The organism is Arthrobacter alpinus (assembly GCF_001294625.1).
Classification (GTDB): domain Bacteria; phylum Actinomycetota; class Actinomycetes; order Actinomycetales; family Micrococcaceae; genus Specibacter; species Specibacter alpinus_A.
The window spans coordinates 3,263,825-3,284,938 of the sequence record NZ_CP012677.1 but is presented as its reverse complement, the minus strand read 5'-3'; the positions used below and the strand labels follow the sequence as shown (position 1 = coordinate 3,284,938).

Annotated in this window: 20 protein-coding genes and 2 pseudogenes; 11 read left to right on the top strand and 11 right to left on the bottom strand. The window is 61.7% G+C overall.

The window, feature by feature from the left end; translation table 11 throughout:
- The first annotated feature begins 9 nt into the window (after window positions 1-9).
- From AOC05_RS14910 to AOC05_RS14900, 3 genes are read left to right on the top strand one after another with little or no spacing between them, the layout of a single operon-like run.
- A complete protein-coding gene (locus tag AOC05_RS14910; protein WP_062007922.1) occupies window positions 10-381 on the top strand; it encodes a response regulator transcription factor in 372 nt (123 codons plus the stop codon).
- Entirely contained in the window at window positions 371-2,044 is a 1,674-nt protein-coding gene (locus tag AOC05_RS14905) for a sensor histidine kinase (RefSeq protein WP_062007920.1), read from the top strand. The genes AOC05_RS14910 and AOC05_RS14905 overlap by 11 nt, the downstream gene beginning before the upstream one ends.
- A gap of 37 nt (window positions 2,045-2,081) precedes the next feature.
- Window positions 2,082-2,642, top strand: coding sequence for an acyl-CoA thioesterase (locus AOC05_RS14900; RefSeq protein WP_062007918.1), 561 nt, complete (start codon window positions 2,082-2,084; stop codon window positions 2,640-2,642).
- A gap of 28 nt (window positions 2,643-2,670) precedes the next feature.
- Here the strand turns inward: AOC05_RS14900 and AOC05_RS14895 are convergent, their stop codons facing one another.
- Window positions 2,671-3,150: a hypothetical protein gene (locus tag AOC05_RS14895; protein WP_062007916.1), complete on the bottom strand. Its 480-nt coding sequence runs from the start codon at window positions 3,148-3,150 to the stop codon at window positions 2,671-2,673.
- A gap of 117 nt (window positions 3,151-3,267) precedes the next feature.
- Between AOC05_RS14895 and AOC05_RS14890 the strand changes: the two genes are divergently transcribed.
- Together AOC05_RS14890 and AOC05_RS14885 are read left to right on the top strand one after the other, a co-directional pair.
- A complete protein-coding gene (locus AOC05_RS14890) occupies window positions 3,268-3,858 on the top strand; it encodes a GNAT family N-acetyltransferase (RefSeq protein WP_062007914.1) in 591 nt (196 codons plus the stop codon).
- A complete protein-coding gene (locus AOC05_RS14885) occupies window positions 3,855-4,556 on the top strand; it encodes a GntR family transcriptional regulator (protein WP_335337598.1) in 702 nt (233 codons plus the stop codon). The genes AOC05_RS14890 and AOC05_RS14885 overlap by 4 nt, the downstream gene beginning before the upstream one ends.
- On the opposite strand, the gene AOC05_RS14880 is transcribed toward AOC05_RS14885, so the two are convergent.
- Complete coding sequence (locus tag AOC05_RS14880; protein WP_062007912.1) at window positions 4,543-5,376, bottom strand: metal-dependent hydrolase; 834 nt, start codon at window positions 5,374-5,376, stop codon at window positions 4,543-4,545. The genes AOC05_RS14885 and AOC05_RS14880 overlap by 14 nt on opposite strands.
- A 117-nt stretch (window positions 5,377-5,493) precedes the next feature.
- On the opposite strand from AOC05_RS14880, the gene AOC05_RS14875 reads away from it, so the two are divergent.
- Window positions 5,494-5,979, top strand: a complete 486-nt coding sequence (locus tag AOC05_RS14875; protein ID WP_062007910.1) for an acyl-CoA thioesterase — start codon at window positions 5,494-5,496, stop codon at window positions 5,977-5,979.
- A 48-nt stretch (window positions 5,980-6,027) separates the two neighbouring features.
- Window positions 6,028-6,669 (top strand): NADPH-dependent F420 reductase, encoded by a 642-nt coding sequence (locus AOC05_RS14870; RefSeq protein ID WP_062009854.1) that lies wholly within the window; start codon window positions 6,028-6,030, stop codon window positions 6,667-6,669.
- Between the two features lie 157 nt (window positions 6,670-6,826).
- On the opposite strand, the gene AOC05_RS14865 is transcribed toward AOC05_RS14870, so the two are convergent.
- The 3 genes from AOC05_RS14865 to AOC05_RS14855 are packed head-to-tail and all read right to left on the bottom strand — an operon-like array spanning window position 6,827 to window position 7,681.
- Window positions 6,827-7,171: a hypothetical protein gene (locus AOC05_RS14865; protein WP_062007908.1), complete on the bottom strand. Its 345-nt coding sequence runs from the start codon at window positions 7,169-7,171 to the stop codon at window positions 6,827-6,829.
- Between the two features lie 49 nt (window positions 7,172-7,220).
- The gene (locus AOC05_RS19070; protein ID WP_082358013.1) at window positions 7,221-7,478 is read right to left on the bottom strand and encodes a type II toxin-antitoxin system RelE family toxin; all 258 of its coding nucleotides are present in this window, start codon (window positions 7,476-7,478) and stop codon (window positions 7,221-7,223) included.
- On the bottom strand, window positions 7,475-7,681 hold the full coding sequence (locus AOC05_RS14855) for a hypothetical protein (protein ID WP_062009852.1): 207 nt from the start codon (window positions 7,679-7,681) through the stop codon (window positions 7,475-7,477). Before AOC05_RS14855 ends, AOC05_RS19070 begins: the two co-directional genes overlap by 4 nt.
- A gap of 383 nt (window positions 7,682-8,064) precedes the next feature.
- Here AOC05_RS14855 and AOC05_RS20245 point away from each other — a divergent pair, with 383 nt between their 5' ends.
- Complete coding sequence (locus AOC05_RS20245; protein WP_062007904.1) at window positions 8,065-8,310, top strand: hypothetical protein; 246 nt, start codon at window positions 8,065-8,067, stop codon at window positions 8,308-8,310.
- Between the two features lie 236 nt (window positions 8,311-8,546).
- On the opposite strand, the gene AOC05_RS14845 is transcribed toward AOC05_RS20245, so the two are convergent.
- The 3 genes and pseudogenes from AOC05_RS14845 to AOC05_RS14835 form a co-directional block, all read right to left on the bottom strand.
- Window positions 8,547-10,856, bottom strand: a complete 2,310-nt coding sequence (locus tag AOC05_RS14845) for an FdhF/YdeP family oxidoreductase (RefSeq protein WP_062009850.1) — start codon at window positions 10,854-10,856, stop codon at window positions 8,547-8,549.
- Window positions 10,857-11,244: 388 nt separating this feature from the next.
- Window positions 11,245-12,413 (bottom strand): annotated as a pseudogene (locus AOC05_RS14840) (IS256 family transposase).
- A gap of 493 nt (window positions 12,414-12,906) precedes the next feature.
- Window positions 12,907-13,416 (bottom strand): MarR family winged helix-turn-helix transcriptional regulator, encoded by a 510-nt coding sequence (locus AOC05_RS14835; protein ID WP_062007902.1) that lies wholly within the window; start codon window positions 13,414-13,416, stop codon window positions 12,907-12,909.
- 90 nt (window positions 13,417-13,506) lie between these two features.
- Between AOC05_RS14835 and AOC05_RS14830 the strand changes: the two genes are divergently transcribed.
- Entirely contained in the window at window positions 13,507-14,298 is a 792-nt protein-coding gene (locus tag AOC05_RS14830) for an SDR family NAD(P)-dependent oxidoreductase (protein WP_062007900.1), read from the top strand.
- Between the two features lie 796 nt (window positions 14,299-15,094).
- On the opposite strand, the pseudogene AOC05_RS14825 reads toward AOC05_RS14830, so the two are convergent.
- Window positions 15,095-15,763 (bottom strand): annotated as a pseudogene (locus tag AOC05_RS14825) (helix-turn-helix transcriptional regulator).
- Window positions 15,764-15,872: 109 nt separating this feature from the next.
- On the opposite strand from AOC05_RS14825, the gene AOC05_RS14820 reads away from it, so the two are divergent.
- Window positions 15,873-16,604 (top strand): alpha/beta fold hydrolase, encoded by a 732-nt coding sequence (locus AOC05_RS14820; RefSeq protein ID WP_062007898.1) that lies wholly within the window; start codon window positions 15,873-15,875, stop codon window positions 16,602-16,604.
- A 468-nt stretch (window positions 16,605-17,072) separates the two neighbouring features.
- Here AOC05_RS14820 and AOC05_RS20855 read toward each other — a convergent pair whose 3' ends face one another.
- Window positions 17,073-17,615 (bottom strand): hypothetical protein, encoded by a 543-nt coding sequence (locus tag AOC05_RS20855; RefSeq protein ID WP_197277836.1) that lies wholly within the window; start codon window positions 17,613-17,615, stop codon window positions 17,073-17,075.
- Window positions 17,593-18,060, bottom strand: coding sequence for a ribonuclease E activity regulator RraA (rraA, locus tag AOC05_RS14810; RefSeq protein WP_062007894.1), 468 nt, complete (start codon window positions 18,058-18,060; stop codon window positions 17,593-17,595). Before rraA ends, AOC05_RS20855 begins: the two co-directional genes overlap by 23 nt.
- 192 nt (window positions 18,061-18,252) lie before the next feature.
- Between rraA and AOC05_RS14805 the strand changes: the two genes are divergently transcribed.
- Complete coding sequence (locus tag AOC05_RS14805; protein ID WP_082358012.1) at window positions 18,253-21,105, top strand: FAD-binding and (Fe-S)-binding domain-containing protein; 2,853 nt, start codon at window positions 18,253-18,255, stop codon at window positions 21,103-21,105.
- Window positions 21,106-21,114: the final 9 nt, after the last annotated feature.

The window sequence follows — 21,114 nt, the reverse complement described above, 5'->3', positions numbered from 1 at the left end:
ACTTAGCCAATGCTTGAATTTAAGGGGAAAAAGGCGCTGATTGTCGAAGACGACGACGATATTCGCGGACTGCTTGAGATCGTCCTCTCACAGATGGGGTTTGCCGTGACGTCGGCCGGCACGGGTGCCGCAGGACTTGAGTGTGCCCGCAACGAACGTCCCGAACTGGTCACCTTGGATGTGGGACTGCCGGACATGAACGGAATCGAGGTCCTGCGGGCAATGCGCACCTTCAACGAAGACAAGATTGTGATGCTGACATCCCGTGGCCGGCAAAGCGAAATTGCTGCGGGCATTGACGCCGGGGCCACCGCCTACCTTTTGAAGCCTTTCAAACCACGCGCTCTCCGCGAGGAACTCGCGGCAATCCTTGAGGCGTAATGGGAGGCTTGGGTCCTCCCAGGAAGCTGGCATTCCACGGTGGCGCCTGGGCACCACTGGTGAATTTTTTCAGCTACGCCAAAACCGTCGTGTACTGTTCAGCCAGCTTCCGCTGACCGTCACGAGTCTGCTTCTGGTTGCGCTGCTGGCCATGATCGATCCCGGGTTGATAGCCGACCGGGAGGTTCTGCTGGGTATCACCTTCGTCGTGGTCCTGACAGCTGTTGCCGCGCTGTCCCCCTGGGAAAAACTGCCCCACTGGGCGCCTTGGACCGTCCCACTGCTTGACTTCGTCGCCATTGCTTTCCTTCTCCATGGGGCCGCGGCATCCCTGAACGGTCTGGCGTTTCTGACCGTCTTTCCCGTGCTGTGGCTGGCCTGGTCCGACATTCCAGCCACCGCCACACGCATCATCGCCTTCGTGGCCCCCCTATGCATTGTCTGGGCGCCGTTTATTCTCGGCAGCGCGGCCCCTTCGCGGGCGGGGATGATCAAGCCTTTGTTGGTGCCACTGATCCTGCTGGGACTGGCCACGGCAGCCACCGTCGTGACAAGGAGCCTGAACCTGCAAGCGAGAAGGCTGGCAGAATCCGGTGCCGTCAGTCGACGTCGGGCACGGCAGCTGGACACCATTCTCAATGCAGCGTCCGCAGGCGTGGTGGTGGTGGATGAGCACGGGCATGACGTGCTCATGAACAAGCACCAGCAAGCCATTCATACGCTGGCAACACCCGCAGGAGCCGTTGATCCCGATGAGGCCGGGCTGCTCGTCTTTGGCCCGGACAAAGTGACGCCAGTGGACGTTGAAAGCCGTCCCGTCCGGCGTGCCGTGAAGGGCGAAGAATATTCGGGGGAGCTGTTCTGGCTCGGCGACGGCGTGCACCAGCAGGCCATGGCAACCTCCGCCCGGCAGATTGTTGACGATGACGGCAGTCGCCAAGGTGCCGTCATCGTCTTCCACAACGTCACCGAGGTCATGCTCGCCATGGAGGCCCAGGAGAGTTTCGTCTCCAACGTCTCCCACGAATTGCGCACACCGCTGACCTCCATCGTGGGCTACCTGGAACTTGCCATGGAGGAGTCTGTGGATGGGTCCGTGCGGCGCTACCTCCAGGTGGCCTCACGCAATGCTGACCGCTTGCTGACCCTGGTCGACGACCTTCTGCGCTCAGCAAGCGGCGGCATGAACATTGCCGCCGTCGCCGGGAACCTGGCAGCCGTGGTGGAGGCAGGGGTGGCCGCCGCGCAGCCACTGGCCCACAACCTGGACATAAACCTCAGATGCTCGGCCGAGCCGGAGTTGTGGGGGACCTTTGATCCAGTGCGGATGGGGCAGGCACTGGACAACCTGGTCTCCAACGCCCTGAAGTACTCCGTGCACGGCAACGTGGTTGACGTGCACGGATTCCGTGACGGCGGTGACCTGGTGGTGGAAGTGGCCGATGCCGGCCTTGGAATGAGCCAGGGGGAGCAGGCGCGGCTCTTTACCCGCTTTTACCGCACAGGCGAGGCCCGCAGCTCCAGCATTCCCGGCGTTGGGCTGGGTTTGTCCATCACGAAGGCCATTGTTGAAGGCCACGGCGGAACAATCAGTGTTGCCAGCAAGCTAGGGGTGGGTAGCACTTTCACTCTGAGGATTCCTGCGGGCGACGACAGGCGGTAGGGATCACCTACTTGTTACTTGCGAGTAACATATTGGGATGCACCTGTTTATTCGCACGTTCTTTCACATCTTTGTTTCGCTGCGACGCCCTCGGACCTCCCTGTGGTCCGAGTCGACCGTGCCCATGAGAGTGTGGCCTACGGACGTAGATGTGGCTCTGCACATCAACAACGGCATGTACTTTTCGCTCATGGACCTGGGCCGGATCGATCTGATGCTTCGAGCGAAAGCGTGGCAGCGCACGCTCCGGCGCGGCTGGAGCATGGTGGTGGCTAGGGAGACCATCACGTTTCGGAAATCTCTGAAGCTGTGGCAGCGGTACAGCATGGAAACCCGCATTGCGGGCATCGATGAGAGGGCCATGTATTTTGAGCAGCGGATGGTGGCCGACGGCGAAATTTATGCCACAGCCACGGTGGCCGTGAGGTTTGTGGCAAAGGGTGCATCTGTGAGCCCCGAGCAGGTTCTGGCCGAATTCGGTACCCCACCAGCTGGGCTGGTGCTCCCGGAATGGATCCACCAGTGGCGTATGGACACCGCCTTGCCCAGCACGCGCCGTCCGGCACCCCATGACTGGGCGGGCACGCCCACGCCGTGAACGCCGTCGTTCCCTAGGTTCCGGAGTACTAGGAGAGCCGCAGCAGAATCTTCATGGTGGCCATGGGCCCGCCGCACTGTTCGCTTCCCCCCACCCGCGTCCAGTTTAAAGTGTTTGACTGCTGGGCCAGCAACTTCCCTGCTTGGTCATAGACTCTGAAAGTGAAAATGCTGGGGGGTTGGGGGCTCACATCGAGCAGCCAGGAGCCATCCGCCTGGTGCGTTAGCAAACTGGCGCTGCCATTGGATTCGACAGTGTCCTTGGCGAAGGTGGGCGCCAAAGGTATGCACCCAGACCCGGAGCAGGCCGTGACCGACCGGGATTGGGCCACCGTGCGGGTATCGCCTGCCAAGGTCAGGCTCACCTGGTTGTGCCAGCCCGGCGGCGAGCAGGGACCAGCGTCCTTGTCCGTGACGATGGCGCCGATGATAAAGGCCATGCAGAGGGCGGCCATCATGGGAACAAGGACGAGTTCCACGCGGCGACGTGTGAACGGGATTGCGGGCATGTGGACATGTTACCCAATGGTTCTGAGCGTTTCCCGCGAATAAAATTCAGGTGTGCGGGCAGGGGGTTGCGACGGCGTGTGCGGCGCGTCGGGTATGGCCGGCACTAGGATCTGGTTATGTCTTCCGAAGATTCCGGCGCCCCCACCATGACACAGCCCCACTACCCGATCCGCACCCAGCGGCTGCGCCTGCGCCCGGTCGTCGAGGCGGACACAGCCGCCATCAATGGCTACAGGTCTTTGCCTGCGGTGGCAAGATACTTGCCGCACCCGCCGCAATCCATGCAGGACACGGCGCTGACGGTGAAGTCGATGGCTGGACAGTCGGCGTTGACCCAGCCCGGCCAATGGCTGGATCTGGCCGTGGAGCATGGTGAGTCCGGCCAGCTGGTCGGTGAAGTGCTGCTTAAATGGGACGCCGAGAATTCGCAGTGTGGCGAGATAGGATTCGTGTTTGGCCCGGAAGTACAGGGACAAGGGGTCGCGTTTGAGGCGTCTACGGCGGCACTGGAGCTGGCTTTCAACGACTTTGGCTGGCACCGGGTGGAGGGGATCTGTGATGCTCGCAACCAGAAATCGGCCACGTTGATGGGCAGGCTGGGCATGCGGGCGGAGGCCCGGTTTGTGGAGTCCGACTGGTCCAAGGGTGAGTGGGTCTCACTCCTGCACTATGCAGTCCTGCGCCGGGAATGGCTGGCCCGGGCGTGACCTTGACCCAGGCGCTTGCCAAACACAAGCTTGCCAAACACAGGCAAGGCAGCTCCAACGCCAAGCCGGCACAAACAGGGTTGTGGGTGGCGCAGGTGCTGCGCACATGCATCAACGACGGCGAACTGGTCCCCGGGGCCAAACTCTCCCAGGAAGTCCTGGGTCAACTGCTGGGGGTCTCCCGGAACACTTTGCGGGAGGCGTTCACCGCCTTGAGTGCGGAACGGATCCTTACCCGCATTCCCAACCGTGGTGTGTTTGTCGCCGCGCCCACGGCTGAGGATGTCCGCGAAATGTACCGGGTCCGTCGCGTGCTCGAACCATCAGCCCTGGCGGCGCCAAACCCGCTATCGGAGCAGGCCTTGGCGGCGCTGGTGCAGGTGACTGAGGCGGGCCTCGCCGCCCGCTCCCGCGCCGACACGCCAGGAATGGCCAACGCCAACCAGGAATTCCACAAACTCGTGGTGGCCCTGGCTAGCAGCACCCGGCTTGATGCGCTCATGGCCCAGGTCCTGGCGGAAATGCGCCTGGTGTTCCACGCCATGGCCAAGGACCCCGCCTTCCATGGAAGGTTCGTGCTGGAAAACGCCACGATCACGGCGTTGCTGGTGCAGGGGTCCCGCGTGCAGGCGGGCCAGGCGATGGCCGGGTATCTCGACCGGGCCGAGGCCGAGCTGCTGGCAGCTATCGTGGCATAGCGTTTTCAAACCATGTGGCGGCCGTGCCCACAGCCGCCATTACGACGTAGGCGCTGACCGGGACCAAGAGCAGCCATTCGCGCCACGAGCCTGCATTGCCAAGGATGGGCACGGCCAGGTTGCCGTTGCGCTTCCACACCGAGCGCAGCAGTGGGATCTTTCGGACTAGTTTGGACGGGCGCAGGCTCAGCGGCCACACGAGATTACACCCACCCGTGGTGAGGATGTCGCCCAGAATATGGGCGCTCACGCCCAGCGCCACCGCCAGAGGGAACCAAAACTGTTCCTGCGGGGCGAAGAAGGTGATGAACGCGCCCACCGACAGCCCCACAACCCACGGGAACTTACGCATCGTGTCCGGGATGAATTTCAGCGCCTTCGCCGCAAACGCCGCCAGCAGCACGGAGAGGATGCCCGCGCCCGGGAAGATCAGGCCAAACGGTTCCACGGTGACCGTCCACATGCCCGCGAGCATGGCAATCGCGACAAAAACGGCCAGCCCCAGGACCGAGTGCGTGCCATGCCGGTGCCCGCCGGACAGTTTGCCCACCTTGATGCACATCATGTTGGAAAGCGGCGGCAGGGAATGGGCAATGGTCGCGTGGCGGTGGTCGGCGTCTGGCAGCAGTGCCGCACCCGCCGTAACAATGGTGCCGGCCAGCACGCCAGCCGCGCTGACGGGCAAAAGCCCCAGTCCGACGTCGAACCCTTGTGGCAGAAACGTCAGGGTCTGCGCGGCCCCGCTCGAATCAATGTGAAAGCGTGTGGTGACCGCCAGCCAAACGGCGGCACCGCTGGCGGCGTGGTGGGGTCCCATCATGGCAAGTCCTTTCAGCGTAGGTGAATCTTCCGCGTCGAGGAAAATCTGCAAGCTCCACAGTAGGGCCAGGGGCGCGCAATCACCTAGCTGCCCGAGGCTTCGCGCTAGTGTTGGCCCATGGCAAGCGATCCAAGGTACGACGGCGGCATCAGGCTCACCCTCCACGTCCCCATGCGCTGGGGGGACATGGACGCGTACGGGCACATCAACAACGTCGAGGTGCTGCGGATCCTGGAGGAAGCGCGGGTGCACGCATTTGGGCCGCCTGCCGGGACCGGGCTGCCGGGGGTCACGGTGGACCTGCCCATCTTCGCCGATCTTCCGCAGGACACCCAGGCGCTGGTGGTTGAGCACCGGGTGAAATACCTGACACCGCTGAACTACCGGAACATCCCCGCCCGGATCCAGGTGTGGATCAGCGCTATCAAAGGGGCAAGCTTCACGGTGGCTTATGCCATCTTCGACCCGGTCACCGGCGTCACCTGCGTCATTGCCGAGACAACCTTGGCGTTCTTCAACGAGGCGAGCGGCACCTTGTTGCGCATTTCAGCGCACAAGAAAGCCGAGCTGGAGCCCATGCTGGGTGAACCAAACTTTCGCTAAGCGGGCCAGATTGCGAAATTTTTTCCGGCAAGGCGCCGTTGTATGGACATGACAACTATTGGAATCATCGGTGCAGGACACATTGGCAGCCAGATTGCCCGCAAGGCCGTACAGCTTGGCTATGACGTGATCATCAGCAATTCCAGGGGTCCGGAAACCCTCGGCGGACTGGTGGCGGAACTGGGGTCCGGGGCCCGGGCGGCCACGGCGCCGGAGGCCGCAGCGGGTGCCGACTTCGCCGTCGTCACCATCCCCTTCAAGAACTACCTGCAACTTTCCGCCGCCCCGCTGGCAGGAAAGGTGGTCATCGACACCAACAACTACTACTGGGAGCGCGACGGGCATGTTGCGGCGTTGGACAATGGCGAAGCCACCACGTCGGGGCTCCTGCAGGAGCATTTGAAGGACTCGAAGGTGGCCAAGGGCTTCAACCACATTGGTGCCCCCGACATCACCACCACGGGGACCCCCTCCGGCACTGAAAACCGCCGGGCGCTGGCCACCGCCAGCGACTTTGCGGACGCCGCAGCCCTTGTCACCGCCCTGTACGACGAGTTTGGCTTTGACACGGTAAACATTGGCCCGTTGTCCGAAAGCTGGCGTGTTGAGCGCGACCGCCCTGCCTACGTGGTGCGCCAGAACGCGGCGGAGTTGGCAGCAAACCTGGCGAAGGCTCCCCGGCTGATCTAGCCCGCACGTGCGCGGTGACGGCGCAGGTGCAGTGCAGCGCCGGACATCGGCTGCGCGAGAACGTTCAGGAGTCCATCAAACTCTTCGCCATGGTGCTTGCAGCCGCCTCGGAGAAGCAAGTCTTCGCTGATAGTCGTGGATGACGTGACCGATTGGGCTAGTCGGAGAGAATGCAGTTTTCCCCGTCTATTACCATTCGCAGCGTGGGCGACTCTGAGGTCAGCTCTCTTTTAGCTGTGCACCCTGACGTTGTCTCGACTGAGACCCAACCAAAGTGGATACCTTCGATGCCGTAAGTGGAGCCCACTACGACTTCTTGGGAATTGACGAAGTCTCCATCGGCGCCAATGACCTTCACCTCGTAAGAACCACCTTGAGCCCCGGGCGCCATAGCGCGAACTTCGACTTCAAAGCTTCCGGATTGGGAGCCGGCGGTGCAGCCGGTCATGGCACCGACTACCAAGAATGCTGCCCCGACTCGAGCCAGATACTTACGGTCCATGGGCTCAGTATGCCACTGTGCCGCCCTGGCAATGAAGAGAAACCGACAGTCAACGTTCGTGATCACTGCTGCGATGACCGAGGGTGATCACTGCGACAACGAGGATGTTCTCGTCAACGGTGTAGACGATGCGGTAGTCCCCTATGCGAACTCTGAGGTCGGGACGCCCTTGGAGGGCTTTGGCACCTGGTGGCCGTGGAGCCTCCCCGAGGAGCACGATGACTCCACGAATGCGGTCGCCATCCTGATGGTCAATTCGTTTCAACGAGCGAACTGCGGCAGGTCGCAATTGGACTTGGTAGGTCATGCCCAGCCCAGATCGGCTTTCACTTGAGCCCAAGGGATACTAGGGCCCTCCTCTGTCATCGCCTCGTCGAACGCGGCGACATCTTCGGCTTCCTCCAGGACCTCGAGCATCCGCTCGTAGTGCTCAGGACTGACAACCACGGCGGCGCACTGACCACGGCGCTGACAATGGTCATGAAGTAGATTCTTTGAAAGGAAAACCATACTGATCGCTATACCCGCTGAAGGAACCTTTGCCAGGACATTCGGAGCCTGAACCACGATCCCATTTACAGGCACCCCCGTTTGGTCCATAGTCGAGGTATGGAAGTGGGTGGAATTCTCCCCGAAGAAGCCCCCGATCCTCGTACCGAATGGGTCGAGAATCAAAAACTCATTCCCATTCCAGTGGTGGGGTTCATGCCCCAACCGTCGCTGGAGGAAACGGACGCTGTGGGTCTGAGCTATGGCCTGGACGATGGTGGTTATAGCGAAATGACGGCGAGCATCACTTATACGCTCTGGAGAAATCCCGGTGACCGCTCAGACCCGGTAAACCTCGTGGACCTGGACGAGAAGACACTCAGATCGATCAAGGTAGTTCCGCCATGGACGCGGCCCGTTTGGCTGATCGAGTACGTGGAGCGACTGCCTACCCGCAGCTGTGGGAGGCCGTGCGAACCACCTGGCATCGCGTTCCATCCGAGCGTTCCTCGCTTCGAAGCCTGCTGGCTGACCATGTCAGCCACATCCTCATGAACCAGTACCGGGAGGCGCTCTGGCCGGGCGGCAATCCGTGGGACCAGCACGCACCGGCAGTAACCGGCAGTAACCGGCAGGCGGAGGCGTCGTGACCGCCGTGCTTCCACGCACTGAGCTCAAGCACGTCAAGGTCCAGTTCACAACCCGGAGCTAACGGCCACACCCCAGCGTCCGCAGGCGGAAGGGTTATCTGACCACCGCCACAGAAGAGACTTCCCGGTTGATGAGCCCAGCTATCGGCCCGGGTGTTTTCCTTTTGGAATCGTGCGGCGCCGGTCCTGCCCGGTTCCGTTAATACCACGTTCGGGGTGCCTGCCCCGGCGCTCGCCTATGCCTCGTTGTTGAGGGCGGGTTCCAGTCGGACCACGACTTGTTTGGAAACTGGTGTGTTGCTTCCTTCGGCCACGAATTCCAGCGGAACCAGCACATTCGCCTCCGGGTAGTACGCTGCCGCACAGCCCCGGGCGCTGGGGTAGGCCACCACCCGGTAATTGCGTAGGACGCGTTCCTTGTTGTCCATATACTCACCATGGATATCGACGTACTGGCCGTCTGCAAGGCCCAGCGCAGCCAAGTCCTCAGGATTCACGAAGACCACCTCGCGACCCTTCTTGATCCCCCGGTAACGGTCGTTGTGCCCGTAGATGGTGGTGTTGAACTGATCGTGCGAACGCATGGTTTGCAGGATCAGTCGCCCCGGTGGGCATTGAACGTGTTCCAGGTCGTTGACGGTGAATATGGCCTTGCCGGTGGCGGTGTGGAAGGTGCGTGAATCCCGGGGGCCGTTTGCCATCACAAAGCCGCCTTCTTGGCGGATCCGCTGGTTGTAGTTCTCGCAGCCGTCCACCACGTGCGAGATGTGCTCGCGGATCAAGTCGTAGTTCTTCTCGAAGCCTGCCCAGTCCACATTCACCTTCTCACCCACCGTGGCCTGCGCCAGCCGGGAGACGATAGCCACCTCTGAAAGCAGGTTCGGCGCCACCGGCTCCACCTTGCCCCAGGACGGATGTACCGCACAGACAGAGTCCTCCACGGAGACGAACTGGTCTCCGCTGTCCTGCCGGTCGATTTCTGTTCGGCCCATGGTGGGCAGTATCAGGGCCTCTTGGCCAACCACTGTGTGGGACCTGTTCAGCTTGGTAGAAATTTGAACTGTCATCTCCAGGTTCTCCATCGCCGCCTCCGCGGCGTGGGTGTCCGAAATGGCCGCTACCAGATTCCCTCCCATGGCCACGAAAACCTTCATGTCGCCGTCGCGCATTTTCTGGATCGTCTGGACCGCGTCGGTGCCATGCTCCCGGGGCGGATTGAAGCCGAACTCCTTCTCGATGGCGTCCAGGAACACCGGGGGCATCTGTTCCCAGATGCCCATGGTGCGATCACCCTGGACGTTACTGTGCCCGCGGATCGGGGACGCGCCGGCGCCGGGCTTGCCGATGTTTCCGCGCAGCAGCAGTAAGTTGACGATCTCCTTGATGGTGGCCACACCCTTCTTCTGCTGGGTCAGGCCCATGGCCCAGGTGATGATGACCCGGTCCGCCTTGAGGTAGCGTGCGGCCAGCTCGTCGATCTCCTCCCGGGCCAGTCCCGTAGATTGGAGCACCGCGTCCGCATCCAGCCGGGCCAGATGCGCTTTCAGTTCCCCCAACCCTTCGCAGTGATCCTGGATGAATTGCCGGTCCAGCACCGTTCCCGGGTTCGCTTCCTCCGCTTCAAGGACCCGCTTGGAGACCGCCTGCAGCAGCGCCATGTCGCCGCCCAGGCGTATTTGCACGAACTGGTCCGCGATGTCGGTGCCGTTCCCGATGATGCCCTTGACTTCCTGAGGGTTTTTGTACCGCAGCAGGCCAGCCTCGGGCAGCGGATTGACGGCGACAATCGCGGCACCGTTGTTCTTGGCCCCTTCCAGGGCAGTGAGCATCCGAGGGTGGTTGGTGCCCGGGTTCTGGCCCATGATGATGATCAGATCGGACTTGCCAAAGTCATTGTAGGAGATGGTGCTCTTGCCGATGCCCAAGGTCTGCCCCATGGCCCAGCCCGTGGACTCATGGCACATGTTGGAGCAGTCCGGCAGGTTGTTGGTTCCGAACGCGCGCACGAACAGCTGGTACGCGAAGGCCGCCTCGTTGGAGGTACGTCCGCTGGTGTAGAAGACTGCCTCATCCGGGGATGCCAGGCTGTTCAGCTTCCCGCCTAGAATCGAGAACGCCTTCTCCCAGCTGATTGGTCGGTAGTGGTCTTCACCTGCGGGCTTGTACACCGGCTCGGTCAGTCGGCCCTGTTGCCCCAGCCAGTACTCCGACTGCTGGCGCAGTTCGCTGACCGGATGTTCCGCCCAAAAGTCCGTGTCCACCGTAATCGGTGTGGCTTCCCACGTGACAGCCTTGGCCCCGTTCTCACAAAACTCAAAAGGTGAGCGGTGGTCAGGATCAGGCCACGCGCAACTCATACAATCAAAGCCGTCCCGCTGGTTCATCGCCAGCAGCGTCTTACGGCTCCTGTCCACACCCATATCCCGCAGTGCCGGACCCATCGAGTGCAGAACGCCAGGAACGCCCGCAGCCCAAGTTTTCTGGGCGCTGACCTCAACTTCGTCTTCCTTGGGCTCGTCTACGCGAGGAGAAGTTTTGCGCGCCATTTTGTAGATCCCTTCTTTCGCCACTGCTTGTGCTTGCGATAATGCGCCATCTGTGACTTCAAACACCTACCCTAGGACTAGCAGTTATTCGCATACGCCGCAAGCAAAGCGCGTGTTTTCACTCTGCGGGCACTGCGTCAGCCTGGAACGACACCAGAGCCTGATAACCTGCAGCGCTCATACGAAGGCCACGACCCGGGACCCGACGACGTGCTCCTGCAATACCTCTCACCACAGGTCCTCGCGTAAGACGCTGACGGCCAGGAAATCCGCCAGCCGGCGGTGGATGGACTGCTGCCTCATCGAAACACGCGCGTGGCCGATCAGTTTGGTTACGTCCCGCCGAGTGGTGGAGTTTGCCTCGACACCGTGCGGGTCAGTTCTTTGATTACGCTGCAGTGAGTTCTGGGAGCAAAATCGCCTCCTTCACGGGTTCGACTGATGCCGTGTTCATGGCCTTGAGTTCGGACATGGAGGTTTCGCAAGAGGTAGCGGCGGTCCCCGGCTTCCCATTCGTCATGTTGCTCGACGAGGACGGCTCCGGCGAGCCGTAGGAGCGCTGCGGGGTTGGGGAAGACCCGGACGACGTCGGTGCGTCTTTTGATTTCCTTGTTGACCCGTTCCATGGGGTTCGTGGACCAGATTTGGCGCCAGTGCCTGGCCGGGAACCCAGTGAAGGCGAGCACGTCGTCCCGGGCGTCGCCGAGCATCGCGGCGACCTTCGGATGGGACTTGGCCAGCATCCGCGTGACCTCATCGAACTGGGTGTTCACGTGTGCAGCGTCGGGCTGGGCGAAGGCGGTGCGGATGATCGAGGCGACCATGTCTTGGGATCCCTTCGGCACGATCGAGAGCACGTTACGCATGAAATGGACCCGGCACCGCTGCCAGCCCGCACCGTGAAAAACCGTGCCGATGGCCTTCTTCAAGCCATTGTGGGCATCGGAGATAGCCAGCTTCACCCCGTCCAGTCCACGGGCCTTTAACGACCGCAGAAACGCGGCCCAGAACCCCTCGTTCTCGCTGTCTCCGACATCGAAGCCCAAGACTTCCCGTCGCCCGTCAGCGGCCACACCGAAGGCGACCACGACCGCCTGGGACACGACCCTGTGCCCGACCCCATGGTCCAAGCCCTCACAGATCCGGGACACCTCGGACTTGGAAAATCCCGGTATCTGCCCCGAGTGCCTTGACCAGATCATCGACCTTGCGGGTGGAGACACCGTGCAGGTAGGCCTCCATCACCACGGCGTAGAGTGCCTGATCCACGCGGCGCCGGCGCTCAAGTAATGCAGGGAAGAATGAGTCGTTGCGTAGCTCGGGGATCTTCAGGTTCAGGTCCCCGGCGGTGGTCGTCAACGTCCTGGGCCGGGACCCGTTGCGCTGGATTGTGCGGGCCTCGGAGCGTTGGAACGGGGCGGCACCGATGAACGCGGTCCCCTCGGCCTCGATGAGCTGCTGGTACAGTGTTTCGGTCGCGGTGCGGATACGGTCGGAGACATCGGTGAGTTTAAGTTGGCCATGCAGGTCAAGCAAGGCCGACTGGTCTAGAGCCATCGTGTGTTTGCGTTCTTTGTGAGTTCTTTGATCGGTACTCACTGACCATCGCACGATGGCTCTTCACATCAGAAATCCGATGCTCAGCAACCGGAAACTACACCACTCCACGGGACGTAACCATCAGTTTCGTCAGAGACCACTCCGAGATGACTCGTAACTAACGATGAATACACTGATTCAACCAGGCAGGTTCAAGACATGGTTACGAGAATCACCGGCCGAGGACGAACCCACACCATGCCGCGAAAATGAGAGCGTTGCTGCCGAAGCATTCCCTCAGTCGATTGTCCGTCTCGTATCCCTAGGGATACGAGACGGACAATGTGTTGCAGTTGAGGCACCATAACCGGGCCTTTTTCTCGGGCAGGTTCTAAGGGGATCCGGCGACCGCGGAAGCACACGGGCTATTTTTTCGGGGAATTGTGGGGGGCTGGACCGGTGGGGGACCGGCTTGCGGGAAGGCTGTGACCGTGACAAATAAATCAAGACGTTAATCAGTGTCGGAAGAGTGGGTGCTTGTTGCCTGCCAACTCTCCTGCTCCCGAATCGCATGTTGGATTCGAAGACTGATATCGCGCAGCTGATCTCGTTGGGCGTTTGTGAGGGGCTCTAGGACTAATTTCGTGACGGTCCGAGAATGCACGGGCGTGGCTTTTTCGAGCATGGCTAGCCCGGCCTCGGTCAGCGATGCTAGGGTGGACCGCCCATCCAAGGGGTCCCGACTGCGCTGCACCCAACCGCGACCCTCAATCCGCGATACTGCTCGAGAGAGCCTAGAAAGCGAGCTATTGGCATAGCCGGCCAGAACGGTCATCCCAAGCGTCTGGTTTGGCGTGTCAGCCAAGGCGTAGAGGATGCCGTACTCGAAGTGTGTGACGTCGAAATCACGAACCAAAGGCGCATCGAGTGCGGCAGGCAGCCATTCCAATACCGTCGCAAGAGCTGCCCACGTCGTGAGGTTATCTCCCTTGAGGAGGTTTGGGACGCTGGAATCAGTCATGCATACAGGGTACCGGTTTACTTGACTGAGCAAGCAATTGGGATTAGATTTACTTGACTGAGCAAGCAATAATGAGAGGCTAGAACGACCATGGACATGCAGCTGTCAAACAAACGCGCCTTTATAAGCGGTTCAACGCAAGGGATTGGGTACGCGATCGCGAAGGCTCTCCTCCAGGAGGGGGCCGAGGTGGTTATCAACGGCCGCGATGCCAGCCGCCTCCAGCAATCTGTGAAGAACCTTCAAGCCGAAGTGCCTGGCGGAGTCGCTACCGGCATTGCGGCGGACTTCACAGACGCCTCGGCGGTGCAAAGGCTACTCAGCTCGCTCGGGGCCGTCGACATCCTTGTCAATAACGTCGGTCTCTTCGGGCTAAAGCCCTTCACTGAAATATCTGACGATGACTGGTCTTGCTACTTCGCGGTAAACGTGATGAGCGGAGTCCGGCTCTCCAGAGAGCTACTACCCGGGATGATCGATGCGCGCTGGGGCCGGATCATTTTCGTAGGCAGCGAATCAGGTGTAAACGTACCCGCTGACATGACGCACTACGGCGTGACGAAAGCAGGGATGCTCGCCTTGAGCAACGGTCTCGCCAAGCTCACCCGCGGTACCGGTGTGACGGTCAACACGATCCTCGGTGGCCCCACCTACTCCGACGGTGTTGCCGGTACCATCCATGACATCGCTGAGTCGCAGCGAATGTCAGCGGATGAGATGAAAGCAATGATCATTGGTGGCAACCAGACATCTCTCCTTGAGCGCTTTATCGAGCCCGCCGAAATCGCGAACCTCGCCGTGTATCTCTCAAGTCCCCTTTCCTCCGCGACAAACGGAACTGCCGTGCGCGCTGACGGCGGAGTACTGACCGCAATACTCTGACCGGCGCACTAGAGTTCCACCCTCTCAAGCTTTCACCCACACTCACCGGTCCGTATTCGCCTCGCATCCCGGTAAAGGTTCCCCTGCGGACAGCGCCATCAATCTCGCTGCCACTGATAATTTAGGTGATTCAATGGCCGTTGCCGGACCGACTTGCGGGACTGTTTGCCGAAGTCCATGCGAGACCGTCCTTGCGGGGCGGCAAGCCTGTTGTGACGGTAAAGAAGCCCTGTTCCGGATTCCTTAACTGGTGGTGTTATATGTTCGACGAACGGATTCTTTCATTAACGCCACCGAGCAGGTGGTACTGGAAAGCTGGGGGTTCAAATGTATGGTTTTGGTGCCATGGGCGGCCTTTTTATCGGCCTCTACTCATTGGTTTTCGTCGTCATCGCAGTACTTGTTATCTGGGTCTTGATCCTGGCCGTTACTTTTCTGCGACTCCGGATTGCGGAGATTAGGGGCACCACGGGGTCTGCGAGCCGAAGCGAATAGTCTCAGTATCTCCCTGCCGGCTTCGGGGGTGCTTGAACCCAGGTGGATATCTGTCATCCGCGCACGGTTCCTTGAACAGGCAACTGCCTTGCCCACGCTCTCGGCGGCTGCGAGCATAGCCAAATGATGATTGGACTGCTGTGGATATTTAGGAGGGCCCACTGTCCTAAATATCAGCAGCAGTCCAATCCTGCTCCCGGGCGCCCTCCGCTGGCTGTCGAGATAGCATCCCAAGCAGGCTCGTATCCGTGTGGTGACCCGACAAATGCCCGCGGGCTCAACAGTCCCAGTAAGCGTTACTTCAGTGATTCACTCGCTGACCATGCGCCGGTGTAGCGTTCGCCGGGGGCATCCCAACCTCGTGGATGGTGTGGCCACTACAGGCCGTCTTAGTTACGTTGGCCCGATCGATGCGCGATACGGTAAACCATCGCATTGCATCGCGCAGTCGGCACCACCCAATTAGGTACCACTGGCCGTTCGTCGAGGCAAACAGCACAGGTTCGACGTCGCGGGTGGTCGTGGTGCCATCTCTAGAAGTGTAGCGAATGCGAACTAGGCGCTCCTCGGCCATCGCCTCCTCCAAAGCCGACTTTATTGCGCGCGAAGACGAAGGAACTGAGTTAACCCAGACGCGTTGGGCTAATTCGTCAGCTCTTGCTCGGGTTCTGGGATCGAGGACGTCCAGGATCTTCTGGATACCCGCGGCTGCCAGATCTGCGTAGGGGGCATCGGGGGCAGCAGACACGGCCGCCATGAGAGCCACGGCCTGCGCTGGGGACAAGCTGACAGGCGGCAGGGACGCGCCGTCGGCTAGTCCGTAGCCCCCGCCAGGGCCTGGGCGCGATCATAGAAGCGCCCCGCTGTTCTCTAGCGCATCGAGGTCCCTCTTGACCGTGCGCACGGATACCTCGAACTCACTCGCCAACCGTTCGGCGGACACCCCCCGCGCGCCGCTGCGGCGCAACATCTCAGTTAGAGCATGAAGGCGTTCGGCGCGCTTCACAGTTCAGGCCCAAATGAATTCATGACATAAATAGTGACACACCCTTGTCCGAAGGGCCTGCAAGAGTTGTGACATGACAAATACTAAGCGCAGCCCAAGCATCATTCTCATCGCCGGCCACTGGCTGGGGGCCTGGGCGTGGGATGAAGTCCTTGAGCACTTGAAAACCGACCACTCCAATGCAATCGCTATGACACTGCCTGGTCTCGACGCGGACGATCCTGCACGTGCGACGAAGACTCTCGATGACCAGGCGGAAGCGATCCTGGGCGTCATTTCTCAACAAGGAGATCAGCCCGTGATTCTCGTCGCCCACAGCGGGGCCAACGCCCCCGTCAGCCTCGTCATGGACCGGCACCCTGAGCTTGTCCACCGGGTAATTTGGGTCGACTCCGGCCCTGTGGCGGCGGGCAATGTCTCCGCTCCCGATTTCTCCGTTGAGGTGAATGAGCTGCCGCTGCCGCCGTTCGATGTGCTCGCCCAACAGGCGAGTCTCGAAGGTCTGAGCGCAGAGGTCCTCGAACGTTTTCGGGCTTTTGCCGTCCCTGAGCCCGGCCCAGTGCTTCGTCAGCCCGTCGAGCTCACCAACGAGGCCCGCAGCAGCATCCCGGCCACCCTGGTGTGCTGCTCGATCTCAAGCAAACAGGTGATGGAGCTGGTCCAAGCAGGCCATCCCATGTTTGCCGAAGTCGCGAACCTCGAACGCCTCGACAGCATCGATCTCCCCACAGGGCACTGGCCTATGTGGAGTCGACCCCTCGACCTCGCCAATGCCATTCATTCGGCGGCTTCACTAGACAACTAAACCACAAGTAATGGGAGGGGGCAGCTGAATGCGGTTTATCCTCTCCCATCTCTGAAGGAGCCTTTGCCACACCCAACGACTACTCGAGCGCCGCACTTTTGGGTTAGAAAGCGGTAGTTGAGAGTCGGTGAGGACAGATCGGCGCTAGGCATTGAGGCAATGCGGATAGAGGTCGTCACCAGTGGGTTGATGCAGGGGTGCTGCCCGCAATAATGCCTGGTCCGAATCAGTCATAAGAGCTTCCCGCAAGGGGTTCCCCATACGGAAGCCTCTGGGCTGTGCAGCCGGCTTCTGAAAATGACAAGGGTTGGTGGGAGCCCTGGGTCGATGCCGTCCAAGAAGACCTGTCCGGTGACTTGACCGGTGACGCGCGCCTCATAGGAAACACTCTTCTTCATGCCCAAAATATTGATCGGCTACGCCAGCGGGTCCACCGAGGCGCAAGACCTCACAGCACAGCGCGATGCCCTAGCCGCGTGCCGGGAAGGGGATAAAATTCGTCGTCACCGGGCTTGACCGCCTGGCCCGGTCCGGCACAGATACCCATGAAATTGTGGCTGACCCCGCCGGCCGCAACGTCAAATTCAGCATTGGTGGCTCCGTCAATAATCCCACCGACACAATGGGCATGATAACCACCTCCTCGAACTGCACGCCGCCGAGGAACACAGCAAAGCCGAGCTGTTTAACACCGGACGCTTCACCGTCTACCGAGCCCTTGAACGCGGGAAGCTGCCGGACGTAAGCCACGACAACCCCTGAAATTCTGTGCAGCGCACTGTTGAGAATGTCGTAGGCGCCGGCAAACCAGGAGAAAGTGAAGCTGAGCAGCCCGGCAGCAACTCCGCAGGCGATGGCGAATCTCAGGCCAAAAAGGAGCTCCAACGGGGTGGATGCGCGGTTTTGTTCGTGGGGGGATTCATGACGACCATCCGTGCCTGGCACGCCGCACGGGATTTTCAGCCATGGATGTTCCTCTCGCAACACCTCACCTTTCGACGAGGATGCCATCTGAATCTGCGTAAACCATGACCCCGGGGTGTATTTCCACTGAGCCCAGGTGCAGCGGCGCATCCGTCTCCCCGGTGCCATTTTTGGAACTCTTCACAGGGTTGGTCCCGAGTGCCTTGACGCCCAGGGCCAAGCTCCCCAAGGCCACGCTGTCGCGGACGGCACCGTTGATGATGACCCCCGACCAGCCATTTTCCACGGCGGAGGCGGCAATCATGTCCCCCATTAGGGCAGTCTCCAGCGAGCCGCCGCCGTCGACCACCAACACCGCACCGTTTCCCGGTGTGCCCAACACGGCCTTCAGCAGCGCATTGTCCTGAAAACAGCTGACAGTGCGGGCCGGGCCGCTGAAGGACTCAACCGCGCCAAAGTTCCTGAACTGCACGGACACCGATGCCAGTTCGGCACCACGTTCATCGTAAAGATCGGCTGTTGGAATGTTCATGGGACTCCTTGAGGTGGCTTGAGTACTCTCCAGCTAGCCTAGACGTGATGGGGCTCTCCTGGTGGACATCCGTGCAGGTGCGCAAAGCCAGTGCGTACACTTCAGAGGGAGTTCAGAAGCTAGGGTGCGGTGCACAGGCACGTCCAGACCGTGGCGACGGCCGTGGAGACTGTGCCGACGAAGGGAAATGGCATGGCAGCGAACAATCAGCCAGCGGGTGCGGGCACCGAAGAAAATAAGGCCCTGGCGCAGTTTCAGGCGGCCATGGCCCTGCCCGGGCAGCTGAAGACCAGGGCCCTTGACCTGCATGCCAACGCCCACGACGCTTCCCACTTCCTACTGATCCCCCAAGCGGTGGCGGTTCCGGGCACGGCGCAGGAGGTGGCGAAGCTGCTGGTTGCCTGTGCTGCCCAACGGATGCCCCTGACCTTGCGGTCCGGCGGCACCAGCCTCAGTGGACAGGGCGTCACCGACGGGCTGCTGGTGGATGTGCGCAGGAACTTCCGGCGCATCGAGGTGCTCGACGGCGGCGGCGGCGTCCGCGTCCAGCCCGGGGTCACCGTCCGGGACCTCAACGCCAGGCTGCTGCGGCACGGGCGCAAGTTTGGCCCGGATCCGGCGAGTGAGTCGGCTGCCACCATCGGCGGGGTGGTGGCGAACAACTCCTCCGGCATGGCCTGCGGCATCACCGACAACGCTTACCAAACCCTGGAATCCCTCACCGTGGTGCTGCCCAGCGGGACCATCATCGACACGGGGGCGCCCGACGCCGACGCCCGCCTGGCCGCCCTGGAACCGGACATCTTTACCGGGCTCCTGGAACTGCGCGGGCAGGTCCTGGCCAATGAGGGGTTCCGGCGCACCATCTTGCACCAGTTCTCCATGAAGAACACCATGGGCTACGGCCTGAACTCGCTGCTGGACTTCGAGAGCCCCGCGGAGATCCTGGCGCACTTGATGGTGGGTAGCGAGGGGACGCTGGGGTTCGTCGCCGAGGCCGTGTTCGGCACGGTGCCCCGCCTGGCCCACGCCACCTCGGGGCTGCTGGTCTTCCCAACCCTGGAGGCCGCCAACAACGCCCTGGTCGAACTGGTGGACAGCGGCGCGGCCACGGTCGAACTCATGGACGCGCTCTCGCTGAAGGTGGGGCAGGGGCTGAGCCAGGTTCCCGGCGTCGTGCGGGACCTGCACGTGGAAAACCATGCCGCGCTGCTGGTGGAGTACCAAGCTCACAACGCCGCTGAGCTGGCGGACCAGCAGGAAAAGGCTGCCGCGCTGGCCGGCACGCTGGGATTGGATGCGCCCGCCCACTTCAGCACCGACGCCACCGTCCGTGCCGAGCTATGGCACCTGCGCAAGGGCCTGTACACCTCGGTGGCCGGCGCCCGCCCCCAGGGCACCACCGCCCTGCTGGAGGACGTGGTGGTGCCGATACCGGTCCTGGCACGCACCTGCCTGGCACTGGGCACCTTGTTTGAGAAGTACAAATACGAGAATTCGGTGATCTTTGGCCACGCCAAGGACGGCAACATTCACTTCATGCTCACCGACAAGTTCGCCAGCCCGGACGAGCTTGAGCGTTACAGCGCGTTCACCGAGGACATGGTGGAGCTGGTGCTCGGAGAAGGCGGCTCGCTGAAGGCCGAACACGGCACCGGGCGCGTCATGGCCCCGTTCGTGCGGCGCCAATACGGGGACGGCCTCTACGAGGTCATGCGCCGGATTAAGGCTCTTTTTGATCCCCCGGGAATGCTCAATCCCGGCGTCCTGCTCGATGATGACCCCACCGCTCACCTACGCCACATCAAGGCCGCCCCGCCGGCGGTGGACGCCGAGGTGGACCGCTGCGTCTCCTGCGGCTACTGCGAACCCGTCTGCCCCAGCAAGGACATCACACTGACCCCGCGCCAACGCATCGTGACCCTGCGCGCCACCCAGGCGGCCCGTGCCGTCGGTGATCTGGCGCTCGCCGACGCCCTGGAAAAGGACTACAACTACGACGCCGTGGACACCTGCGCCGTGGATGGCATGTGCCAGACCGCCTGCCCCGTGGACATCAACACCGGCAACCTCGTCAAGGCGTTGCGCGCGGACGCAGCCGGCAAGCTGGAAAACGGTGTCTGGGCGGCGGCGGCCAGCCATTGGGGTGCTGTGACGAACGGGGCCGGGCTGGCACTGAACATGGCAGCAAAAGTGCCCTCCGGCGTCGTCCTTCCGGTGAACAGTCTGGCCCGGAAGATGCTGGGCAAGGACACCCTGCCGCTGTACTCCTCCGAGCTTCCTCAGGGAGGGAAGGCACGACGCCGTCCGGCACCTTCGGGGGAACCGGCGGCCGTGTATTTTCCTGCCTGCGTGAACACCATGTTCGGCCCGGTCTCCGGGCCCGGTGTGCAGGCCAGCTTTGAGCAGTTGTGTGAGCGGGCCGGGATTGAGCTGCTGGTGCCGGAGGGCATCGACGGTACGTGTTGTGGCACGCCCTGGTCCTCCAAGGGCATGGAAGCCGGGCTGGCAGACATGCATGCGCGGACTTTGAGATTGCTGCGTTCGGCCACCCGCGATGGCGAGCTGGAGATCATTTGCGACGCGTCAAGCTGCACGGAGGGGCTGCTCCACACCCTTGAATCCCAGGTGCCGTTGCCGGGGAACAAGCCGCTGCGCGTGGTGGATGCTGTGCAGTTCACGGCTGAGCGACTCCTGCCTTTGTTGGGGGAGGGTTGGGTGCGCCGTGAATCGCTGGCACTGCACCCCACGTGTTCCTCAACACGGATGGGGCTGAACCCGGCGTTGGAGAAGGTGGCGACCGCAGTGGCGAAAACCGTGCACATCCCGGAATCGTGGGGCTGCTGCGGCTTTGCCGGGGACAGGGGAATGCTGCACCCGGAGCTGACGGCGTCGGCCACAGCCGTGCAGGCGCAGGAGGTTTCCGGCATGGGAGCCACTGCCCATGCCTCCTGCAACAGGACCTGCGAGTTGGGCATGACTCGGGCAACAGGGGAGGGCTACCAGCACGTCCTTGAACTATTTGCGGAAATCACCCGCACGTAACAGGCGTGG